The sequence below is a fragment of the Pseudomonas sp. LBUM1679 genome (assembly GCF_059695565.1).
This window is the reverse complement of record NZ_CP166774.1, coordinates 6,168,887-6,190,815: the sequence shown is the minus strand read 5'-3', so window position 1 is coordinate 6,190,815 and position 21,929 is coordinate 6,168,887. Positions and strand designations below refer to the sequence as shown.

The following is a 21,929-nucleotide window of genomic DNA, read 5'->3' as shown; positions in this document are numbered from 1 at the left end:
ATGAGTAAATTCTGGAGCCCGTTCGTCAAGAATCTGGTGCCCTACGTACCGGGCGAACAGCCGAAACTGGCCAAGCTGGTGAAGCTCAATACCAATGAAAATCCGTACGGTCCATCGCCCAAAGCCCTGGCGGCGATGCAGACCGAACTGAACGACAATTTGCGCCTGTACCCGGACCCGAACAGCGATCTGCTGAAAAACGCAGTCGCCAGGTACTACGGTGTGCAGAGCAATCAGGTGTTCCTCGGCAACGGTTCCGATGAAGTCCTGGCGCACATCTTCCACGGTCTGCTGCAACACGATCAGCCGCTGCTGTTTCCGGACATCAGCTACAGCTTCTACCCGGTCTACTGCGGGTTGTACGGCATCGCCTTCGACGCCGTACCCCTGGACGAGCAGTTCCAGATCAATCCGGCCGACTACGCCAAACCGAACGGCGGGATCATTTTCCCTAACCCGAACGCGCCGACTGGCTGCCTGCTGGCGCTGGAAGCGGTAGAGCAAATCCTCAAGGCCAGTCCGCACTCGGTGGTCGTGGTGGATGAGGCGTATATCGATTTTGGTGGCGAGACGGCGATCACGCTGGTGGACCGTTACCCGAACCTGCTGGTGACTCAGACCCTGTCCAAGTCCCGTTCTCTGGCCGGGCTGCGGGTGGGCCTGGCGGTCGGCCATCCGGACCTGATCGAAGCACTGGAGCGGATCAAGAACAGCTTCAACTCCTATCCGCTGGATCGCCTGGCGATTGTGGGCGCGGCGGCAGCGTTCGAGGATCGCGAGCACTTCGACAAGACGTGCCGGTGGGTGATCGAGAGTCGCGACAAGGTGGTCGGGCAATTGCAAGCGAAGGGCTTTGAAGTGTTGCCGTCGGCGGCGAACTTCATTTTCGCTCGTCATCCGCAGCACGATGCAGCGGGCCTGGCGGCGAAGTTGCGCGAGCAGGGTGTGATCGTTCGGCACTTCAAGCAGGAGCGGATTGCCCAGTTCCTGCGGATCAGCATTGGTACCCCAGAGCAGAACCAGGCGCTGATCGACGGCCTGGCCGACCTCTAAACCACAGCCGACATCTGTAGGAGCGAGGCTTGCCCGCGAAGAACGATAACGCGGTGCATCTGTTGCACCGAGTCATCGTTCTTCGCGGGCAAGTCGGATCGCCGCACCGCTCGCTCCTACAAGGGTTTTGTGTTGCTGCTTACTCTTGTTCTTTCTCTTTGGCCGGCGCCGGCGCAGGCGGCGGACGCAGTCCGACTTCCGCCATGAGCTTGAGTTCCTTGCCGTTGCGCATCACCTCAATCGTGACCTTGTCCGTCGGCTTGATCCGCGCCACCTGGTTCATCGAGCGACGACCATCACCCGCCGGTTCACCGTCGATGGCGAGGATCACGTCGCCCAGTTGCAGGCCGGCCTTCTGCGCCGGACCATCACGGAAAATTCCCGCGACCACGATCCCCGGACGTCCCGACAGACCAAAGGATTCCGCCAACTCCTGGGTCAACGGTTGCACTTCGATGCCGAGCCAGCCGCGGATCACCTGGCCGTGTTCGATGATCGACTTCATCACGTCCATGGCCAACTTGACCGGAATTGCGAAACCGATACCTTGCGAACCACCGGACTTGGAAAAGATCGCCGTGTTGATGCCGGTCAGGTTGCCGTTGGCATCCACCAGCGCGCCGCCGGAGTTGCCGGGGTTGATCGCGGCATCGGTCTGGATGAAGTCTTCGTAATTGTTCAAGCCCAGCTGATTACGCCCGGTAGCACTGATGATGCCCATGGTCACGGTCTGGCCGACACCGAACGGGTTGCCGATGGCCAGGGCCACGTCGCCGATGCGGATATTGTCGGAACGGCCGACGGTGATCGAGGGCAGATGCTTCAAGTCGATCTTCAACACCGCGAGGTCGGTTTCCGGGTCGCTGCCAATCACTCGGGCCAGGGTTTCCCGGCCATCCTTGAGTGCCACCACGATCTGGTCGGCACCGCTGGTCACATGGTTGTTGGTCAGCAGGTAGCCTTCCGGGCTCATGATCACGCCCGAACCGAGGCTCGACTCCATGCGCTTCTGCTTGGGCGAGTTGTCGCCGAAAAAGCGGCGGAACTGCGGATCCTCGAACAGCGGATGGTTCGGTTTGTTGATGACCTTGGTGGTGTACAGGTTGACCACCGACGGCGCGGCCGTGGTCACCGCGTCGGCATAGGACACCGGGCCCTGTTGCATGATGGTGGTTTGCGGGGCTTGCTGCAGGTTGACGTCGAGGCTCGGGAGCCCGACCCACTGCGGGTAACGCTGGATGATCAATAGAGCGATAAGCACGCCGGCCAACAGCGGCCAGCCGGAAAAACGCAGCGCCTTGAGCATTAAGCACGTCCTGAAAGGTTGCAGGCGGTATGAGACCGCCCATAATGTCGCGCATTATACGAGGCCAAGCGCGCCTCCGAACGGGATATTTAGGAGTCTTTTATGGCCGTCGCCCTGAGCACCCTGGTCGAAGAAGCCGACCGTTACCTGAACAGTGCCAAGATTGCCGATTACTGCCCCAACGGTTTGCAGGTCGAAGGCCGGCCGCAGGTGATGCGCATCGTCAGTGGCGTCACCGCCAGCCAGGCGTTGCTCGACGCCGCGGTGGAGGCCAACGCGGATCTGGTGCTGGTGCATCATGGCTATTTCTGGAAGGGCGAGAATCCGTGCATCACCGGCATGAAGCAGCGTCGGTTGAAGACGTTGCTCAAGCACGATATCAGCCTGCTGTCCTACCACCTGCCGCTGGATCTGCACCCGGAAGTCGGGAACAACGTGCAGCTTGCTCGCCAGTTGGACATCACCGTCGAAGGCCCGCTGGACCCGGACAACCTTAAAGTTGTCGGCCTGGTCGGCTCATTGAACGAACCGGTGACACCGCGGGATTTCGCCCGTCGCGTGCAGGAAGTCATGGGCCGCGAGCCATTGCTGATCGAAGGCAGCGAGATGATTCGTCGGGTGGGTTGGTGCACCGGTGGCGGTCAGGGTTACATTGACCAGGCGGTGTTGGCCGGCGTCGATCTGTACCTGTCCGGCGAAGCCTCCGAGCAAACCTTCCACAGCGCCCGGGAAAACGACATCAGCTTCATCGCCGCCGGTCACCATGCCACCGAGCGCTATGGCGTGCAGGCGCTGGGCGATTACCTGGCACGGCGTTTCGCCCTCGAGCACATCTTCATCGATTGCCCGAATCCGATCTGAATTCTGACATTCCTGTAGGAGCGAGGCTTGCCCGCGAAGAACGATAACCCGGTGTACCTGACGTATCGCGTTATCGTTCTTCGCGGGCAAGCCTCGCTCCTACAAGGGCAGGGGGCCCAAACGGGCAGGTATATTCATATACCCTTTCGATCTAGCCCACGTCCTGATTAGAAGAGGTCGCTGTGCTAGGATTCCCCGCTCGAACACGGCCCGCTGGCCGTCCATAAGATCGTTTTCGTGAGTAGCCATGGTCGACAAACTGACGCATCTGAAACAGCTGGAGGCCGAAAGCATCCACATCATCCGCGAGGTCGCCGCCGAGTTCGATAACCCGGTGATGCTGTACTCCGTCGGTAAAGACTCCGCCGTAATGCTGCACCTCGCGCGCAAGGCATTCTTCCCGGGCAAACTGCCGTTCCCGGTGATGCACGTCGACACCCGGTGGAAGTTCAAGGAAATGTACACGTTCCGCGACCGCATGGTCGAAGAGCTTGGACTGGACCTGATTGTGCACGTCAATCCCGAGGGCGTTGCGCAGGGCATCAACCCGCTGACCCACGGCAGTGCCAAGCACACCGACATCATGAAGACCGAAGGCCTCAAGCAGGCCCTCGACAAGCACGGCTTCGACGCCGCGTTCGGTGGTGCCCGTCGCGATGAAGAGAAGTCCCGTGCCAAAGAGCGCGTGTACTCCTTCCGTGACACCAAGCACCGCTGGGACCCGAAAAACCAGCGCCCGGAGTTGTGGAACGTCTACAACGGCAACGTCAACAAGGGCGAATCGATCCGCGTATTCCCGCTGTCGAACTGGACCGAACTGGACATCTGGCAGTACATCTACCTCGAAGGCATCCCGATCGTGCCGCTGTATTTCGCCGCCGAACGCGACGTCATCGAGATGAACGGCACCTGGATCATGATCGACGACGAACGCCTGCTCAATCACCTGAGCGACGAAGACAAGGCGCGCATCGTCAAGAAGAAGGTCCGCTTCCGTACGCTCGGCGACTACCCGCTGACCGGTGCGGTCGAATCCGAGGCCACCAGCCTGACCGACATCATTCAGGAAATGCTCCTGACGCGAACTTCCGAACGCCAGGGCCGGGTCATCGACCACGATGGCGCAGGCTCGATGGAAGAAAAGAAACGTCAGGGTTATTTCTAAGGGGTTGTCATGTCGCACGTATCTGATTTGATCAGCGAGGACATCCTCGCCTACCTGGGCCAGCACGAACGCAAGGAAATGCTGCGCTTTCTGACCTGTGGCAACGTCGACGACGGCAAGAGCACCCTGATCGGGCGCCTGCTGCACGACTCCAAGATGATCTACGAAGATCACCTGGAAGCCATCACCCGCGACTCGAAAAAAGTCGGCACCACCGGTGATGACATCGACCTGGCTTTGCTGGTCGACGGCCTGCAGGCCGAGCGGGAGCAGGGCATCACCATCGATGTCGCCTACCGCTACTTCTCCACCGCCAAGCGCAAGTTCATCATCGCCGACACCCCCGGCCATGAGCAGTACACCCGCAACATGGCCACCGGTGCGTCCACCTGTGACCTGGCGATCATCCTGATCGACGCCCGCTACGGCGTGCAGACCCAGACCCGTCGCCACAGCTTTATCGCCTCGTTGCTGGGGATCAAACACATTGTGGTGGCCGTCAACAAGATGGACATCAATGGTTTTGACCAAAGCGTATTCGAGTCGATCAAGGCCGATTACCTGAAGTTCGCCGAAGGCATCGCGTTCAAGCCGACCACCATGGCCTTTGTGCCGATGTCGGCGCTCAAGGGCGACAACGTGGTGAACAAGTCCGAGCGCTCGCCGTGGTACACCGGCCAGTCGCTGATGGAAATTCTTGAAACCGTCGAAATCGCCAGCGACCGCAACTACACCGACCTGCGTTTCCCGGTGCAGTACGTCAACCGTCCGAACCTGAACTTCCGTGGTTTCGCCGGCACCCTGGCCAGTGGCGTCGTGCACAAGGGCGACGAAGTCGTGGTGCTGCCGTCGGGCAAGAGCAGCCGGGTGAAATCCATCGTCACCTTCGAAGGTGAACTGGAACACGCAGGTCCCGGTCAGGCTGTCACGCTGACCATGGAAGACGAAATCGACATCTCCCGCGGCGACTTGCTGGTGCACGCCGACAACCAGCCGCAAGTGACCGACGCTTTCGACGCCATGCTGGTGTGGATGGCCGAAGAGCCGATGCTGCCGGGCAAGAAATACGACATCAAGCGCGCCACGAGCTACGTACCGGGTTCGATCACCAGCATCGTCAACCGCGTTGACGTGAACACCCTGGAAGAAGGCCCGGCCAGTTCGTTGCAGCTGAACGAGATCGGTCGGGTCAAGGTCAGCCTCGACGCGGCCATCGCGCTGGACGGTTACGCGAGCAACCGCACCACCGGTTCGTTCATCGTCATCGACCGCTTGACCAATGGCACCGTGGCAGCCGGCATGATCATCGCTCAGCCGTTGAGCCATGGCACCAGCACCCACCACGGCAAACTGGCGCACGTCGCCACCGAAGAACGCGCCCAGCGCTTCGGCCAGCAACCGGCCACCGTGCTGTTCAGCGGTTTGTCCGGCGCCGGCAAGAGCACCTTGGCCTACGCGGTTGAACGCAGGCTGTTCGACATGGGCCGCGCGGTATTTGTACTCGATGGCCAGAACCTGCGTCACGACCTGAACAAAGGTCTGCCACAGGATCGCGCCGGGCGTACCGAGAACTGGCGTCGTGCCGCGCACGTCGCGCGTCAATTCAACGAAGCCGGCCTGGTGACCCTGGCCGCCTTCGTTGCGCCAAGTGCCGAAGGTCGTGAACAGGCCAGGGAACTGATCGGCAAGGAGCGCCTGCTGACGGTCTACGTCCAGGCCTCGCCGACGGTCTGTGCCGAGCGTGACCCGCAAGGCCTGTACGCGGCGGCCGGGGACAACATCCCGGGCGACTCCTTCCCGTACGACGTGCCACTGGACGCCGACCTCGTGGTCGACACCCAGTCGCTGTCGCTGGAAGAAAGCGTCAAGCAAGTGCTGGACCTGCTGCGTCAGCGTGGCGCGATCTAAGCGTTAGCCGCCCTTGAAAAACCCGCCGATGAGTGATCATCGGCGGGTTTTTTTGTGCCTGGGAGGGCGCCATCGTCGGAACGCCGCCCGGAGCAAGCCCGCTCCCACAAAGATCTTTAGTGAACACAAAATTTGCATTCCATAGAGAACACTGTGGGAGCGGGCTTGCCCGCGAAGAGGCCGGTACAGGCAACTCAAGACTTGGCAGGATACTCACACTGCATCTGCCACAACACCCCATCCTTCCCCAGCCAAAAGTAGTCCGAAAACTTAAACGCTGTAGGAAAACTCCACTTGTAACTTTTTCCTATACGCAATTACCCGATTGACCATTCTTTGTCAGACCAGGATTACACCTGCCTCGGAAGTCGGTATCTGACATTAATTAAAGTGCCCAGGTAATATTCTCGGCAGATGAAGTGTGTTGTTTCGATCGAACGGATGCCGCTTCGGTAACACTTTAACTGGGGAGGGTAAAAGTATGCCGGTCAAGTTGGCTTCAGCCTGTAAAGCGTGTTGACGATCGACTCACTTAGGCCCTCGTAGCTACTCCATTTCCGGAGAGGATGTTCCCAGTGCGGGAGGCAAAACCTCCGCAAATTCTGACGTGCGTATGAGCTGCCAGCTTAATTAATGCTGTCGGATTTGGACTGTAAAAATATCGGAAGTGGACAAGTATGATTTATTTGTAAATTTGAATAGCGTTGTTTGCAGAGTGAGTGAGATCGATTCTCAGCTGGATATGAAGTGTTTGCGTGTATTAGAGTCGCTTGTGCTGTCGTAGGGAGTTGTGGTGTGCGATATAAAATATTCGATGTCCCCAGGGGTTATGTGCCAAGTGTTTTTGAAATTGCTTTGTTAGTTATTATTTTTGCGTATTTTGTTGCTATTTTATTATGGCACCTTGGTAAGGTGATAGAAATTCCTTCGGTTCCAAGAAAAGTTGTTTTGGAGCGCGCTTTTATATACAGGGATATTTCGAAGGCCTCAAAAATTACTTCGAATTTATATCTCAGGGTTGGGCCGGATGATGAAACGTATGATTATGTTATCGAGGCTTCTACTCAGGATATTCAGCGCTTGGATTTGGGTAAGTCGCGAAAGCTATGGGTCGCTGTAGAACCGGATCGGAGTAAGCGATTTGTTTGGGGGGTGTATGATAATGAACTAGGGTTGTTGATAAGTCGTAAAGATATTTTGCAATGGGTGCAATACAGTAACTCGGCAAATTATTTTGTGGTTGTTACATGGGGTTTTCTGTCTCTTTATTTGCTATTTGTGCTTTTCAAGCACGGTGTTTGGAATAGATTTTTGGTGAAAAGGATAGCGTATGAAAATCGAGCAGATTGATAATGGAATATTTGTAATCGACGAGTTTTTAACTCAAGGTGAAGAGGAAAGCATAAACCTTCAGCTTAAAGGTGCGATCTGGAGATACAACTGGCCAAATTATGAAGAGCTTCCCTTCGTTAGACCCTGTTGGCATGTTTTTATCGCTGGTAAAGGTCGTCCTGATAGGCAGTCTTGTGTAGAGGAACTGAACAGCAACGAATCATGGCGGTTCCTGATAGGGTTTTGGGAGCGGTTGTCAAAATTACATGACTTCAACATTACCTTGTTGGGCGTTTATGCAAATGGCCAGACATTCGGACAAGACACGATTATTCACCGTGATAACAAAATTCATCCAGGGCTGACAGCTATCGTTTTCTGTAATGAACATTGGCCTACCTGCTGGGGAGGAGAGCTGGTTTTTTATGATGATAAAAAAGAAAACGTCATCAAGTCTGTATTGCCTAAATCACGGAGGGTTGTGATTTTCGATGGGCGAATCCCCCATGCTGCAAGATCGCCTTCTGTGAAGTGTGATCAGGTAAGAATGACGCTTGCTTTCAAAACGGTTATTAAGGAGTAGTATATGGCAGGTAAGGCCGTAATATTTGTAGGTGTTGTCAATGACGGTGTAACTGTTGGCGCAGCTTCGACTGCAGTCTCAGATCAGTTTCTAGTTAACGGGACTGGGATGGTGCTGTTGAATCAAACGGCGCAAACAGGCGCGCTGATAGCGAGTGTGACCTCCGTGACAAAGCTGGCGGGGCCTTATGTTCCGATTGTAAGCATGCCTGCCAACATAGTTGCGGGAACAATTACCTTTCAAAAAAAATTGGAATAGATATCAGGGACGGCGCGAAACCCCAGGAGGGTGACGTTGTTAGTCTTGTCGGAAATGTTGCAGGTGTGATTGCTACAATGACAATATTGGGTGGGGCAGCACCTTGGATTATTGCAAGTTTAGGTATTGTTACTATAGGGGTTGGGCTGTATTCAATTCGGGAAACTGAAACGTATAAAAAAATCACGAAAAGCGCAGCGAGCTTTTTTGAAGGCAATACATTGGATAGCTATCTTGACTATTCTTGCGCCCCCGATATGCAAATCGTTCATAGAAATACGTTGAGAGACGCATACGGTAATCAGATGCTTTCCTGTCAATGGATATCTGAAACTGGAGAGTTGCAGGCGTTGCCGATGGCTGTTCCCCCTGAAGGGATTGGTAATGGTGTTGGTGGAGAAGGGGCAGAGGTACCAGAGGTAGTAGAGGTACCAGAGGTAGTAGAGGTGCCAGAGGTAGTAGAAGTACCAGAGGTAGTAGAAGTACCAGAGGTAGAGGCTGAGGGTGGTAGTGAAGGTATTGGTAGCAGTTTTTATCCCCCTACAGCACCTGTCACACCTGCGCCCCCTCCTGAAACAATCCCAGTAGTTACCATTGGTCCTCTTGATTTTGGTGACGGAAGTTCTGGTGCTGACGATAATGGTGATGAGTATGGTTGCTGTACAGGAGGAAGTGATGGTTATGTTTAGTAGTTCGCATTCATAAGTTCATATTTTGCCAATAAAGCCCGCCGATGAGTGATCATTGGCGGGCTTTATTGTGCCCTTCAGATCGTCTTCGCGAGCAAGTTCGCTCCCACTTTTTATCTTCAGGGCACACAAAATGTGTATTCCAAAGAGATCCAATATGGGAGCGAGCTTGCTCGCGATAGGGCCAGACCAGCCAGCTCAAGACTTCGCTGGATACTCCCGATGCATCTGCTCCAGCAGCGCATCCTTGTCTTCCCACAACTGATTGATCCACCCCTGAAACTGCAATCGATACTCGCCATCCTGGTCGTAATTCTTGCCAATGAACTCCGGCGGAATCTTCAGCTCCTGGAAATGCACCACCACATCCTTCACGTTCCCGCAGAGCAAATCCCAATACCCCGGACGCCCGCCCGGGTAGTGAATCGTCACGTTGACGATCGACTCCAGCTGCTCGCCCATCGCATCCAGCACAAACGCGATGCCACCGGCCTTGGGCTTGAGCAGGTACTTGAACGGTGATTTCTGCTGCGCATGCTTACCTTCGGTGAAGCGCGTGCCTTCGACGAAATTGAAAATGCCCACCGAGTCATGGCGGAACTTCGCACAGGTCTTGCGCGTGGTTGCCAGGTCCTTGCCTTTCTTTTCCGGGTGCTTTTCCAGGTAGGCCTTGGAGTAGCGCTTCATGAACGGGAAGCCCAGCGTCCACCAGGCCAGGCCAATCACCGGCACCCAGATCAGCTCCTGCTTGAGAAAGAACTTCAGCGGCTGGATGCGCCGGTTGAGCACGTACTGCAGCACCATGATGTCGACCCAGCTCTGGTGATTGCTGGTGATCAGGTACGAGTGCCGATAGTCCAGGCTTTCGAGACCGCTGAGGTGCCAGCGGGTGCGGCACACCAGGTCCATCCAGGCTTTGTTGTTGCTGATCCAGGCTTCGTGGGTATGGCTCATCAGCCAGCGCGTGAAGCGCTGGGTGAGGGCGAAGGGCAATACCTTGAAGATCGCCACGCAGAACAGAAACGAGCACAGCAAAATGGTATTGAGTGCCAGCAACAACGATGCAATCACGCCGCGGATGGCGGCGGGCAGGAAATCCAGCATTTAAAGATCCAGAGGTCGGTTGGCCGCTTGAATCGCGGTCAACGCGATGGTGTAGACGATGTCATCGACCTGGGCGCCGCGGGGCAGGTCGTTCACCGGTTTGCGCAGGCCTTGCAGCATTGGCCCGAGGCTGACGCAGTCGGCGCTGCGCTGCACGGCCTTGTGGGTGGTGTTGCCGGTGTTGAGGTCGGGGAACACGAACACCGTGGCGCGACCGGCCACCTGGCTGTTCGGCGCCAGTTGCCGGGCCACGGTTTCGTTGGCGGCGGCGTCGTATTGCAGCGGGCCGTCGATCAGCAGCGAGTGTTGTTGTTCATGGGCGAGCAACGTGGCCTCGCGCACCTTCTCGACTTCTTCGCCGCTGGCCGATTCCCCGCTGGAGTAGCTGATCATCGCCACGCGCGGGGTGATGCCGAATGCGGCTGCCGAATCGGCGCTTTGCAGGGCGATCTCCGCCAGTTCGCTGGCGCTCGGGTGCGGGTTCATCACGCAGTCGCCGTAGACCAGCACCTCTTCGGGGAACAGCATGAAGAACACCGACGACACCAGGGTGCAGCCCGGTGCGGTCTTGATCAGCTGCAGCGCCGGGCGAATGGTGTTGGCGGTGGAGTGAATGACCCCGGACACCAGGCCATCGACTTCATCCAGCGCCAGCATCATGGTGCCGATCACTACGGTGTCTTCCAGTTGTTGCTCGGCCATTGGCGCGTTGAGGCTTTTCGACTTGCGCAGCGCAACCATCGGCTCGACGTACCGCTCGCGGATCAGGTCCGGGTCGAGAATCTCCAGCCCCGGCGGCAGCTCGATGCCTTGGGCGCGGGCCACGGCTTCGACGTCCGCGGGTTTGGCCAGCAACACGCAGCGGGCAATGCCGCGTGCCTGACAGATCGCCGCCGCTTGCACGGTCAACGGCTCGCTGCCTTCGGGCAGGACGATGCGCTTGTTGGCGGCCTGGGCGCGCTGGATCAGTTGATAGCGGAACACCGCCGGCGACAGGCGCATTTCCCGCGGCGTGCCGCAGCGCTGGTGCAGCCAGTTGGCGTCGAGGTGGCTGGCGACGAAATCGGTGATGATCTCCGCACGCTCGCGGTCGTCGATCGGGATTTCCTTGTTCAGGCCGTTCAACTGGTTGGCGGTGTCGTAGGAACCGGTGCTCACCGACAACACCGGCAGGCCCGCCTGCAACGCGCCGCGACACAGGTCCATGATGCGCGGGTCGGGCAGGGTGTCGCTGGTCAGCAGCAAGCCGGCCAGGGGCACGCCATTCATGGCCGCGAGGCTGACGGCGAGGATGATGTCGTCGCGATCGCCGGGGGTCACCACCAGCACGCCGGGCTTGAGCAGCTCCACGGTGTTGCGCATGGTGCGGGCGCAGATGATGATTTTGGTCATGCGCCGGGTTTCATAGTCGCCGGCATTGAGGATCTGCGCGCCCATCAGGTCGGCGACGTCGCGGGTGCGCGGCGCATTGAGTTCCGGCTGGAACGGAATGCAGCCGAGCAATCTGAAATCGCCGCTGCGCAGCAAGGGCGAGTGTTCCTTCATGCGCGAGGCGAAGGCCTCCATGCTTTCGTCGGTCTTGACCTTGTTGAGGATCACGCCGAGGACTTTCGGGTCTTTCGGCCCGCCGAACAATTGCGCCTGCAGTTCCACACGGCCGGACAGTTCGGCCAGCACTTCGTTTTCCGGGGCCGAGACCAGGATCACGTCGGCGTCGAGGCTTTTGGCCAGGTGCAGATTGACCCGCGCGGCATAACTGGCGCTACGGGTCGGGACCATGCCTTCGACGATCAGCACGTCCTTGCCGATGGCTGCCTGCTGATAAAGGGTGATGATTTCTTCGAGCAGCTCGTCGAGCTGGCCGTCGCCGAGCATGCGCTCGACATGGGCCAGCCCCAATGGCTGCGGCGGTTTCAAGCCGTGGGTGCGGGCCACCAGTTCGGTGGAGCGTTCAGGCCCGGTATCACCCGGATGGGGCTGGGCAATCGGTTTGAAAAAGCCGACCTTGAGGCCGGCCCGCTCAAGGGTACGCACCAGCCCGAGGCTGATGGAGGTCAGACCCACACCAAAATCGGTGGGTGCGATAAAAAAAGTCTGCATGCGGATTCTCTGGGGGTGCATGGCAATGGTGACAACTTATGACTGGTCGTCTACCGAATTTCAGTCGTCAAGGTTATCGCTAACAGCGCCTTGTGCACACCAACCGCAAGCAAAGGGCTGGCCTATTTTTTCATTGCGCAGCAAAGGGTTCAGCACCCAGGCCCGGGACTGCCACGGTGGCTGGTGGCGCAGGTGCTGAGTGTGGCCGCAGGAAAGCTCGGCCACCCAGTGGCCGTCTTCGTCCTGATGAAAGCCTGTCACCGTCGAGCCTTTCGCTGCGGTCCGTCTGTCCGGGTTGTGTTCGCTTTCGGGCGATTGCTTCGCTAAACTGGGTCTTTCAATATTCTTATGCAAAAGGTCTCGCCCCATGCTGATCGCCGCCAATAAGGCTGTCTCCATCGACTATACCCTGACCAACGACGCTGGTGAGGTCATCGACAGCTCCGCCGGCGGCGCGCCGCTGGTCTACCTGCAAGGCGCAGGCAACATCATTCCAGGCCTGGAAAGGGCCTTGGACGGCAAGGCAGTCGGTGACGAACTGATGGTCGCCGTAGAACCTGAAGATGCCTACGGCGAGTACGCTGCCGAACTGGTCAGCACCCTGAGCCGCAGCATGTTCGAAGGCGTCGACGAACTGGAAGTGGGCATGCAGTTCCACGCTTCCGCTCCGGACGGCCAGATGCAGATCGTCACCATTCGTGATCTGGATGGCGACGACGTCACCGTCGACGGCAACCACCCGTTGGCCGGTCAGCGCCTGAATTTCCAGGTCAAGATCATCGACATCCGTGATGCCAGCCAGGAAGAAATCGCTCATGGCCACGTCCATGGCGAAGGTGGTCATCATCACTGATTTTCTGCGCTAAGCTTTCGAGAACTGGAGAGGCGCCCGCGGGCGCCTTTTTAGTTCCGCGGCTGTCCCTGGCGACGCCGTCAAGTGGCTGTTTCGAGAAGAACACGGGAATTTGGAGTTCGTCATGAGTGCTTTTCACGACCTTAAACTGACAGGCCTGGATGGTCAGGAGCTACCTCTGACGCCCTTCAAGGGGCAAGTCGTGCTGGTGGTCAACGTCGCCTCCAAATGTGGCTTGACCCCACAGTATGCGGCGCTGGAAAACCTTTATCAGACCTACAAGGATAAGGGTTTCAGTGTGCTGGGCTTGCCGTGCAACCAGTTTGCCGGGCAGGAACCGGGCACCGAGCAAGAGATCCAGGATTTCTGCAGCCTCAACTATGGCGTGACCTTTCCGTTGTCCCGCAAGCTGGAAGTCAACGGCCACGATCGCCATCAGTTGTACCGTCTGCTGGCGGGCGAGGGCGCCGAGTTCCCGGGTGACATCACCTGGAACTTCGAAAAATTCCTGCTCGGCAAGGATGGACGCGTGCTCGCGCGGTTCTCGCCGCGTACACCGCCGAATGACCCTGCGGTCGTCCAGGCGATCGAAAAAGCCCTGAGCTGACATCTCCCCCTGTAGGAGCGAGGCTTGCCCGCGAAGACGGTCGGTCAGTCGACATCATCGCTGACTGACCTGACGCGTTCGCGGGCGAGCCTCGCTCCTACAATGCTTTCTATCTTTTGACCTTTAATCACCCAAATCAATAGTGCTGTGCATCGCTCGACACTGCTCATATTATCGCCGTCATAAAATTTATGTCCCGTCGATTCCGTTTCGTGGAGCTTCCCATGCCCGTCAAAGCCCTGTTCAAACCGTTCCACCTCGGCACCCTCGAACTGCCGACCCGGGTCGTCATGGCCCCGATGACCCGCTCGTTTTCGCCGGGCGGCGTGCCCAATTCCAAAGTGATCGAATACTACCGTCGTCGCGCCGCCGCCGGCGTCGGGTTGATCATCACCGAAGGCACCACCGTCGGGCACAAGGCGTCCAACGGTTACCCGAACGTACCGCACTTCTACGGTGAAGCAGCACTGGCCGGCTGGAAGAAAGTCGTCGACGCGGTCCACGCCGAAGGCGGCAAGATCGTGCCCCAGCTGTGGCATGTCGGCAGTGTGCGCCGCATCGGCACCGAGCCAGATGCCAGCGTGCCGGGTTACGGTCCGTCGGAAAAACTCAAGGACGGTCAGGTCGTGGTTCACGGCATGACCCGCCAGGACATCCAGGACGTGATCGCTGCGTTCGCCCAGGCGGCTAAAGACGCGCAGAGCATCGGCATGGACGGCGTGGAAATCCACGGTGCCCACGGCTATCTCGTCGACCAGTTTTTCTGGGAAGGCAGCAACCAGCGCACTGACGAATACGGCGGTAGCCTGGCCAACCGTTCGCGTTTCGGCATCGAACTGATTCAGGCGGTGCGTGCAGCGGTCGGTGAAGGGTTCCCGATCATCTTCCGTTTCTCCCAGTGGAAGCAGCAGGATTACACCGCGCGCCTGGTGCAAACCCCGCAAGCGCTGGGCGAGTTCCTCAAGCCATTGTCCGACGCCGGCGTGGACATTTTCCATTGCTCGACGCGCCGTTTCTGGGAGCCGGAATTCGACGGTTCCGAACTGAACCTGGCAGGCTGGACGCGCAAGCTCACCGGCAAGCCCACCATCACGGTCGGGAGTGTCGGCCTGGACGGCGAGTTCCTGCAGTTCATGGTCAACACCGACAAGATCGCCCAGCCGGCCAGCCTGGAAAAACTGCTGGAGCGGTTGAACAACGATGAGTTTGATCTGGTGGCGGTGGGGCGTGCGCTGCTGGTGGATCCGGACTGGGCGCAGAAAGTGCGGGATGGGCGTGAAGAGGACATCCTGCCGTTCAGTCGTGAGGCGTTGATGACGCTGGTTTAAGCGGCGACCTCACTGACCCCATCGCGGGCAAGCCCGCTCCCACAGGGTTCCGTGGTGTTCACATATCATGTGATCGCCACAAAACCTGTGGGAGCGGGCTTGCCCGCGAAGACGGCCTCAAGGTCAGTAAAGATTCAGGGCATGGTCGGTGCATTAGGCACCACCAACTCCCCCACACAAGCCCCCCGCAACTGCCCCTCGAACTGCTCGATAATCGCCGCCCAGCCCTGGCGACTCGCATGCTGGCGCGCATTGAGCCGCACGCAGCGCAAGGTCTCTTCCTCCTCCAGCAGCCACACCGCTGCATCGCAAAACGCCTCTGCATCCCCCGGCATCGCCAGTACGCCGTTGTAGCCATGGCGAATATGCTGAGCGGCCGCGGCCATATCGTAGGCCACCACCCCCAGCCCCGAAGCGAGCGCCTCAAGTACCACATTGCCGAAGGTTTCGGTCAGGCTCGGAAACAGAAAAAGATCCCCCGACGCATAGTGACTGGCCAAGGCTTCGCCGCGTTGCGAGCCACAGAAAATCGCCTCGGGCAGTTCCTTCTCCAGCACCACGCGTTGCGGACCGTCACCCACCACGATCAACTTGATCGTACGCTGTGGATAAGCCGCTTTCAGCGCATCGAAACTGCGCCTGAGCAAACCGGTATTCTTCTCCGGTGCCAAGCGTCCTACGTGGATGACGGCGATGTCGTTCTCCGCCAGTCCCCACTGTTCGCGCAGCGACTGCAGCCGTTTGGCCGGATGAAACAACTGGCTGTCGACACCTCGCGACAGCAACGCCAGGCGCTCGAAATGCCGACGTTCCAGCTCCAGGCGCTGGCTGATGCTTGGCACCAGGGTCAGGGTCGAGCGATTGTGAAACCAGCGCAGGTAGTGGGTCAGCAGGCGCGTCAGCAAGCCCAGCCCGTACTGGCTGGTGTATTGCTGGAAATTGGTGTGAAAACCGCTGACTACGCAGATCCCCAGGCGCCGCGCCGCGCGCAATGCGGACAGTCCCAACGGTCCTTCCGTGGCGATGTACAGCACGTCCGGCCGATGGCGTTTCCAGCGTCGCAGCAACTTGTGCATCGATGACTGACCCCATTGCAAACCGGGATAACCCGGCAGCGGCCAGCCCCGACACAACAGCAATTGATCGTCGCTGCCCAGCTGCTGATCGCCCACCTGTCGTGGCCGCACCAGTTCCACCTGGTGCCCGCGCGCGCGCAGGCCGTCGCACAAGCGGCCGAGGGTGTTGGCCACGCCGTTGATTTCGGGAGGAAAGGTTTCGGTGATCAGAGTGATATGCAGAGCTGTCGTCATGACCCCAGTATCGGCTGAGGCCATGTCGTCATTGTGGCGGTTTGATGATGGATTTATGACTCGCTCAGCGCTGAACCACCAGGTTTTCCGCTCCGCGCTCACGGACCCAGAACAGCGTCGCCCCCGCCACGGCGGCCGGCATCATCAGGATGTTGACCAGCGGAATCAGCAGCACCAGGTAAACGATCCCGCCAAAACTCATGCTCTGCCAGCGTTTCTGCCGCAGCCAGGCGAGCATTTCGTTCCAGCCCAGCTTGTGGTTATCCGCCGGGTAGTCGATGTATTGGATCGCCATCATCCACACCCCGAACAACAGCCACAGCGGTGCAGCGATGATGTTGACCACCGGGATGAACGAGAGGATGAACAAGCCGATGGCACGCGGCAGGAAGTAGCCCAGCTTGCGCATTTCCCGGGCGAGGGTGCGGGGAACCATGGCCATCAGTTCACCCCAACTGAAGGCCGGGAAGTCGTCAGTGCCGCGCACCACCACTTCGACTTTTTCCGCCAGGAAACCATTGAATGGCGCGGCGATGACGTTGGCGAGCATGGTGAAGGTGAAGAACACCATCAACACCACCAGCACCACAAACAGCGGCCAGAGGACATAGCTGAGGAAACTCAGCCATTCAGGCAGGGACGGCATCAAGGTATCGACCCACAGGCTGAATTGATGACTGGCCAAATAGATCAATCCGACGAACAGCACCAGGTTGATCGCCAGCGGTAACAATACGAACAAACGCAGGCTGGGGCTGAGGACCAGCCTGAGGCCTTCGCGCAGGTATTGCGGGCCGGACAGAACGGGGGCGGGCATAGCGTGCTCCGAGCAAAGGGGAAACGCGCCGACCTTACCGGCTTTGCCTGACAGGCGAAAGCGTGGCGGTGACATCGACATTAACAGTAACAAAGGCGTCTAAATCTTCACCGTGACTGGATAGAGACCGCCTATGAGCTGGATTGTTAAACCGTATTTCCTTAATCTTCGCCCCCTCGATACGCTGCACCCATTCTTTTTACAGGATCGTCGAGCTTCCCCAAGTGCTGTCAACGGTCCTTTTTTATTCCCGCCGGCAACCCGGCGTTCCGCGCCAGGTATTCCAGGCCGGTCAACAGGAGCAGGTCATGTCTGAAGTCCGTCATTCGCGAGTGATTATTCTCGGTTCCGGCCCTGCCGGTTACAGCGCCGCCGTCTATGCCGCCCGTGCCAACCTCAAGCCTTTGCTGATCACCGGCATGCAGGCCGGCGGTCAACTGACCACCACCACCGAAGTCGACAACTGGCCGGGCGATGTCCATGGCCTGACTGGCCCGGCGCTGATGGAGCGCATGAAAGAGCACGCCGAGCGCTTTGAAACCGAGATCGTCTTCGATCACATCAATGCCGTGGATTTCGCTGCCAAGCCGTACACCCTGACCGGCGACAGCGCGACCTACACCTGCGACGCCCTGATCATCGCCACCGGCGCCAGCGCCCGTTACCTGGGTCTGCCGTCGGAAGAAGCGTTCATGGGCAAAGGCGTTTCAGCCTGCGCGACCTGTGACGGTTTCTTCTATCGCAACAAGCCAGTGGCCGTGGTGGGTGGCGGCAACACCGCTGTGGAAGAAGCCCTGTACCTGGCCAACATCGCCAGCACTGTGACCTTGATCCACCGTCGCGAAACCTTCCGCGCCGAGAAGATCCTGATCGACAAGCTCAATGCCCGGGTTGCCGAAGGCAAGATCGTCCTGAAACTGAACGCGACCCTGGACGAAGTGCTGGGCGACAACATGGGCGTGACCGGTGCTCGCCTGAAGAACAACGACGGCAGCTTCGACGAACTGACAGTCGACGGTGTGTTCATCGCCATCGGCCACACCCCGAACACCTCGTTGTTCGAAGGCCAGCTAACGTTGAAAGACGGTTACCTGGTGGTGCAGGGCGGCCGTGACGGCAACGCGACGGCCACCAGCCTGGAAGGTATCTTTGCCGCCGGTGACGTGGCTGACCACGTATACCGTCAGGCCATCACCTCGGCCGGCGCCGGCTGCATGGCGGCACTGGATGCCGAGCGTTACCTCGACGATCTGCAGAACGCCAAGTTCTGATTTCGTCGCGATGAAAAAACCGGCCCTGGCCGGTTTTTTTGTGTTCACGATTTAGTAGCCGACCAACAAACCTGTGGGAGCGAGCTTGCTCGCGATAGCAATTTATCATTCAGTCTTGATATCGAATGACACGCCGCCATCGCGAGCAAGCTCGCTCCCACATGGACTGCATTTTTTTGGGTTCAGGAAAGTTTCGCCAGGCACGCCTCAAGGATATCCAGCCCTTCCTCCAGCACCGCCGCCTCGGTGGTCAATGGTGCCAGGAGCCGGATGATGTGGCGCGACTTGCCGCTGGGCATCAGCAGCAAACCCGCCTCGCGCGCCAACGCCAACAGTTGCGTCAACTGCGCCGATGCCGGTGTGCCGTCGGCATTGATCAGCTCGATGCCGCGCATCGCCCCGACGCCGGTCAGGCGACCCAGATACGGCGACAGCTTGCGGGTGCGCCAGGCTTGGTAGCGGCTGACAATCGCTTCTTCCTGTTGCGCCCCCCAGGCGTGCAGATGCGCGTCAGTCATTTCGTCGAGCGTCGCCAATGCCGCGGCGCAGGCGATGGGATTGCCCGAGTAAGTGCCGCCCAGTCCGCCCTTCGGCAATGTGTCGAGCAGCGCCTTGCGCCCGACCACGGCCCCCAGCGGTACGCCACCGGCGATGCTTTTGCCCAGCAGGATCAGGTCCGGCTCGATGCCCAGTCGCGAGAACGCGAAGCGCTCACCGGTGCGGCCGAAGCCGGACTGGATTTCATCGGCGATCAGCACGATGTTCTTTTCATCACAGAAGCGTCGCAGCACCTGAGCGAATGCCACGTCCATCGCCAGGAAACCCGCTTCGCCCTGCACCGGTTCGACGATAAAACAGGCCACGTCCTCGACGTCGATCTCGACGCTGAACAGGCGCTCCATGGCTTTCAAGGCCTCGGCACAGCTCACGCCGTTGTCTTGACTGGGGAAGGGCAGGTGGTACACCGGACCCGGCAACACGCCGACTTTCTGTTTGTAAGGCGCGACTTTGCCGTTGAGGTTGAGCGTGGCCAGCGTGCGGCCATGGAAGGCGCCATCGAAAGCAATGACTGCCGTACGGCCGGTGGCACCACGGACGATCTTCAGGGCGTTTTCCGCCGCTTCCGCGCCGCTGTTGGTCAGCATGCCGCTGACCGGGTAGTCCACCGGGATAAACGCAGTGAGACGGTCCATGAGTTCGATGTAGGGAACATGGGGAGCGGCGTTGAACGCGTAGTGGGTCAGTCGCGTGGCCTGTTCACGGATGGCTTCGACGATGCGCGGATGGCAATGGCCGAGGTTCAGTACGCCGATGCCGCCGACAAAGTCGATGTAGCGTTTGCCGTCGGTGTCCCAGACCTCGGCGTTTTTGCCGTGGCTGAGCGTAACGGGATGCACGATGTTGATCGACTGGCTGATGGTTTCGTTGCTCATGAATGCCTGACTCTGAAGAAGGGATGCTTCTTTTTATCTAAGCCGTGAGCAGCGGTACCCGGCAAACGAAATAAAGTCGCCGGGTCAATCTTAAAAGTCGGGATGTGTGGTTTCGGTATGACAAAGGATCAAAAGATCGCAGGCTTCGCCAGCTCCTACATTGACCGGGTACACCTTTGATTGCGTTGGTGTACGCAACATTTGTAGGAGCTGGCTTGCCAGCGAAGGGGCCCTTGAGTCGTGTATCGCTCTTGAGGACGCCTTCGCTGGCAAGCCAGCTCCTACAGGGGGGTTACCGGCGGGTCAGTGGTTGCTGGGTGAACTTGACGCCAGCCAAGCCATGCGCCATCAACGCACGAATATTGCCGTGATCGCTGCCCTCAGGCGTTGCCACCACCGAACGATAATGCTCGCCAAACGCCAACAGCGCTTCCTCATCGCTCAGACCTTCCAGCAGTGCCAGACCCAGGGTCTTGCACGAACCTTCGTTCTGCCCGGCGGCGTTTTCCACGCCGCCATTGCTGAACGCCTGAGGCTGATAGTCGTAGCCGGCGGCGATAAAGGCCAGGGTGTCGGCGAAAAGGTGTTCGCCGCTCGTGAGGCTGGCGCGCAGGGTGTTCAAATCACTCATTGGGTTTTCCTTTGGCGAACGCCGCTTGTTGGTCGGCGCTGGCTTCTTGCTGGTATTGGGCTTTCCACTCGGCGTACGGCATGCCGTAGACCACTTCGCGGGCGTCATCGAGGCTGACCTCGATCTGGCGTTCGTCGGCAGCGGCCTTGTACCACTTGGACAAGCAGTTGCGGCAGAAACCGGAGAGGTTCATCAGGTCGATGTTCTGCACATCCTTGCGGCTGTCCAGGTGGGCGACCAGCCGGCGGAAGGCGGCGGCTTCAAGTTCCAGGCGTTGTTGATCGTTCATGGGAGTCTCTGCGAGACAGCTTCAAGCGGCAAGCTTCAAGCTGCAAGATGGATTGCGGTGGCTGGAAGTTTACAGCTTGAAGCTTGCCGCTTGAAGCTAGCGGCTCGCTGCAAGCGTAATCGACACCGACTCGGCGAAACGCAGGGCGTGGGGCTTGTCGACTTCGACCTCGGCATACAGCACCGACTCGTTGGCCATGACCAGGTCGAGAATTTCCTGGGTCAGGCGTTCGAGCAGGGCGAAGCGATTGCCTTCCACGTGGGCGATGATTGCCTTGGTGATGGTCCGGTAGTTCAGCGCGTGATCGATGTCGTTGTCACGCACCGCTTCCTGGGCGGCATAGAGGATGGTCAGGTTGATCAGCACATCCTGCTTGTTGAGGATTTCATCCTCGTTGATCCCGATGAAGGTACGCAGGCACAGGTCCTTGACCCGGATGCGCGCCATTCCTGGTTGAAGTTGTGGCATTGCTACTTGCTCCGTCCGATCAATTGCAGAAACTCCTGGCGGGTGTTGCTTGACTCGCGAAAGGCGCCGAGCATCACCGAGGTGTTCATGGTCGAATTCTGTTTCTCGACGCCGCGCATCATCATGCACATGTGCCGGGCTTCGATGACCACCGCGACGCCCGCCGCACCGGTCACTTGCTGCACGGCATCGGCGATTTGCCGGGTGAGGTTTTCCTGGATCTGCAGGCGACGGGCGAACATGTCCACCAGCCGCGCAATCTTCGACAGGCCCAGCACCTTGCCCGTTGGAATATAAGCCACATGAGCCTTGCCGATGAAGGGCAGCATGTGATGTTCGCACAGCGAGTACAGCTCGATGTTGTCGACGATGATCATTTCATCGTTGTCGGAAGCGAACAGCGCACCGTTGACGATTTCTTCGACACTCTGCTCGTAGCCATGGCAGAGGTACTGCATGGCCTTGGCCGCGCGCAGCGGGGTGTCGCGCAGACCTTCGCGGTCGGGGTTTTCGCCGAGACCGATGAGGATCTCGCGATAGCTCTGGGACAGGGATAACGTCAT

The 21,929-nt window shown here is 58.7% G+C and carries 23 protein-coding genes; 12 read left to right on the top strand and 11 right to left on the bottom strand.

The genetic code is table 11. From position 1 onward, the window contains the following. Nucleotides 1-1,053 (top strand): histidinol-phosphate transaminase, encoded by a 1,053-nt coding sequence (hisC, locus tag ACA062_RS28235; protein ID WP_497453972.1) that lies wholly within the window; start codon nt 1-3, stop codon nt 1,051-1,053. A gap of 139 nt (nt 1,054-1,192) precedes the next feature. Here hisC and algW read toward each other — a convergent pair whose 3' ends face one another. After that, nucleotides 1,193-2,359, bottom strand: a complete 1,167-nt coding sequence (gene algW / locus ACA062_RS28230; protein WP_150763950.1) for a Do family serine endopeptidase AlgW — start codon at nt 2,357-2,359, stop codon at nt 1,193-1,195. Nucleotides 2,360-2,461: 102 nt separating this feature from the next. Between algW and ACA062_RS28225 the strand changes: the two genes are divergently transcribed. The 7 genes from ACA062_RS28225 to ACA062_RS28195 all read left to right on the top strand — a co-directional run bounded on the left by ACA062_RS28225 (nt 2,462) and on the right by ACA062_RS28195 (nt 9,155). After that, on the top strand, nt 2,462-3,220 hold the full coding sequence (locus tag ACA062_RS28225; protein ID WP_497453971.1) for a Nif3-like dinuclear metal center hexameric protein: 759 nt from the start codon (nt 2,462-2,464) through the stop codon (nt 3,218-3,220). Between the two features lie 247 nt (nt 3,221-3,467). Further along, nucleotides 3,468-4,385: a sulfate adenylyltransferase subunit CysD gene (gene cysD, locus ACA062_RS28220; protein ID WP_497453970.1), complete on the top strand. Its 918-nt coding sequence runs from the start codon at nt 3,468-3,470 to the stop codon at nt 4,383-4,385. A 9-nt stretch (nt 4,386-4,394) separates the two neighbouring features. Beyond that, nucleotides 4,395-6,293 carry a sulfate adenylyltransferase subunit CysN gene (cysN, locus tag ACA062_RS28215; RefSeq protein WP_497453969.1) on the top strand — a complete coding sequence of 633 codons (1,899 nt, stop codon included), beginning with the start codon at nt 4,395-4,397 and terminating at the stop codon, nt 6,291-6,293. A gap of 795 nt (nt 6,294-7,088) precedes the next feature. Next, nucleotides 7,089-7,643 (top strand): hypothetical protein, encoded by a 555-nt coding sequence (locus ACA062_RS28210; RefSeq protein ID WP_497453968.1) that lies wholly within the window; start codon nt 7,089-7,091, stop codon nt 7,641-7,643. Further along, nucleotides 7,624-8,208, top strand: a complete 585-nt coding sequence (locus ACA062_RS28205) for a 2OG-Fe(II) oxygenase (RefSeq protein WP_497453967.1) — start codon at nt 7,624-7,626, stop codon at nt 8,206-8,208. The genes ACA062_RS28210 and ACA062_RS28205 overlap by 20 nt, the downstream gene beginning before the upstream one ends. Before the next feature lie 3 nt (nt 8,209-8,211). Then, the gene (locus ACA062_RS28200; protein WP_497453966.1) at nt 8,212-8,466 is read left to right on the top strand and encodes a hypothetical protein; all 255 of its coding nucleotides are present in this window, start codon (nt 8,212-8,214) and stop codon (nt 8,464-8,466) included. Nucleotides 8,467-8,531: 65 nt separating this feature from the next. Further along, nucleotides 8,532-9,155, top strand: coding sequence for a hypothetical protein (locus ACA062_RS28195; RefSeq protein WP_497453965.1), 624 nt, complete (start codon nt 8,532-8,534; stop codon nt 9,153-9,155). A 198-nt stretch (nt 9,156-9,353) separates the two neighbouring features. Here the strand turns inward: ACA062_RS28195 and yihG are convergent, their stop codons facing one another. Genes yihG through ACA062_RS28180 form a run of 3 tightly spaced genes read right to left on the bottom strand, consistent with a single transcriptional unit; the run spans nt 9,354 to nt 12,758 of the window. Continuing rightward, nucleotides 9,354-10,259, bottom strand: a complete 906-nt coding sequence (yihG, locus tag ACA062_RS28190) for a 1-acylglycerol-3-phosphate O-acyltransferase, YihG family (RefSeq protein ID WP_497453964.1) — start codon at nt 10,257-10,259, stop codon at nt 9,354-9,356. Next, nucleotides 10,260-12,359 carry a phosphate acetyltransferase gene (gene pta / locus ACA062_RS28185; RefSeq protein WP_497453963.1) on the bottom strand — a complete coding sequence of 700 codons (2,100 nt, stop codon included), beginning with the start codon at nt 12,357-12,359 and terminating at the stop codon, nt 10,260-10,262. It abuts the gene before it with no gap. A 60-nt stretch (nt 12,360-12,419) separates the two neighbouring features. Next, nucleotides 12,420-12,758, bottom strand: a complete 339-nt coding sequence (locus ACA062_RS28180; protein ID WP_497453962.1) for a DUF3565 domain-containing protein — start codon at nt 12,756-12,758, stop codon at nt 12,420-12,422. On the opposite strand from ACA062_RS28180, the gene ACA062_RS28175 reads away from it, so the two are divergent. The 3 genes from ACA062_RS28175 to ACA062_RS28165 all read left to right on the top strand — a co-directional run bounded on the left by ACA062_RS28175 (nt 12,727) and on the right by ACA062_RS28165 (nt 15,147). Then, nucleotides 12,727-13,212 (top strand): FKBP-type peptidyl-prolyl cis-trans isomerase, encoded by a 486-nt coding sequence (locus tag ACA062_RS28175; RefSeq protein ID WP_497453961.1) that lies wholly within the window; start codon nt 12,727-12,729, stop codon nt 13,210-13,212. The two genes, ACA062_RS28180 and ACA062_RS28175, sit on opposite strands and share 32 nt — an antisense overlap. A gap of 124 nt (nt 13,213-13,336) precedes the next feature. Then, the gene (locus ACA062_RS28170) at nt 13,337-13,819 is read left to right on the top strand and encodes a glutathione peroxidase (RefSeq protein ID WP_497453960.1); all 483 of its coding nucleotides are present in this window, start codon (nt 13,337-13,339) and stop codon (nt 13,817-13,819) included. A gap of 224 nt (nt 13,820-14,043) precedes the next feature. Then, nucleotides 14,044-15,147, top strand: coding sequence for an NADH:flavin oxidoreductase (locus ACA062_RS28165; RefSeq protein WP_497453959.1), 1,104 nt, complete (start codon nt 14,044-14,046; stop codon nt 15,145-15,147). A 134-nt stretch (nt 15,148-15,281) separates the two neighbouring features. Here the strand turns inward: ACA062_RS28165 and ACA062_RS28160 are convergent, their stop codons facing one another. Next, nucleotides 15,282-16,481: a glycosyltransferase family 4 protein gene (locus ACA062_RS28160; RefSeq protein ID WP_497453958.1), complete on the bottom strand. Its 1,200-nt coding sequence runs from the start codon at nt 16,479-16,481 to the stop codon at nt 15,282-15,284. A 40-nt stretch (nt 16,482-16,521) separates the two neighbouring features. Then, the gene (gene cysZ / locus ACA062_RS28155) at nt 16,522-17,274 is read right to left on the bottom strand and encodes a sulfate transporter CysZ (protein WP_497453957.1); all 753 of its coding nucleotides are present in this window, start codon (nt 17,272-17,274) and stop codon (nt 16,522-16,524) included. Between the two features lie 308 nt (nt 17,275-17,582). On the opposite strand from cysZ, the gene trxB reads away from it, so the two are divergent. Continuing rightward, a complete protein-coding gene (trxB, locus tag ACA062_RS28150) occupies nt 17,583-18,545 on the top strand; it encodes a thioredoxin-disulfide reductase (protein WP_128872979.1) in 963 nt (320 codons plus the stop codon). Between the two features lie 182 nt (nt 18,546-18,727). On the opposite strand, the gene ACA062_RS28145 is transcribed toward trxB, so the two are convergent. From ACA062_RS28145 to folE, 5 genes are all read right to left on the bottom strand, one after another. Next, on the bottom strand, nt 18,728-19,978 hold the full coding sequence (locus ACA062_RS28145) for a 2-aminoadipate transaminase (RefSeq protein ID WP_497453956.1): 1,251 nt from the start codon (nt 19,976-19,978) through the stop codon (nt 18,728-18,730). A 292-nt stretch (nt 19,979-20,270) separates the two neighbouring features. Beyond that, the gene (locus ACA062_RS28140; protein ID WP_497453955.1) at nt 20,271-20,609 is read right to left on the bottom strand and encodes a HopJ type III effector protein; all 339 of its coding nucleotides are present in this window, start codon (nt 20,607-20,609) and stop codon (nt 20,271-20,273) included. After that, entirely contained in the window at nt 20,602-20,898 is a 297-nt protein-coding gene (locus ACA062_RS28135; RefSeq protein WP_092273166.1) for a DUF1244 domain-containing protein, read from the bottom strand. Before ACA062_RS28135 ends, ACA062_RS28140 begins: the two co-directional genes overlap by 8 nt. Nucleotides 20,899-20,994: 96 nt before the next feature. Then, nucleotides 20,995-21,366 (bottom strand): dihydroneopterin triphosphate 2'-epimerase, encoded by a 372-nt coding sequence (gene folX, locus ACA062_RS28130; protein ID WP_008026970.1) that lies wholly within the window; start codon nt 21,364-21,366, stop codon nt 20,995-20,997. A 2-nt stretch (nt 21,367-21,368) separates the two neighbouring features. Continuing rightward, a complete protein-coding gene (folE, locus tag ACA062_RS28125; RefSeq protein ID WP_497453954.1) occupies nt 21,369-21,929 on the bottom strand; it encodes a GTP cyclohydrolase I FolE in 561 nt (186 codons plus the stop codon).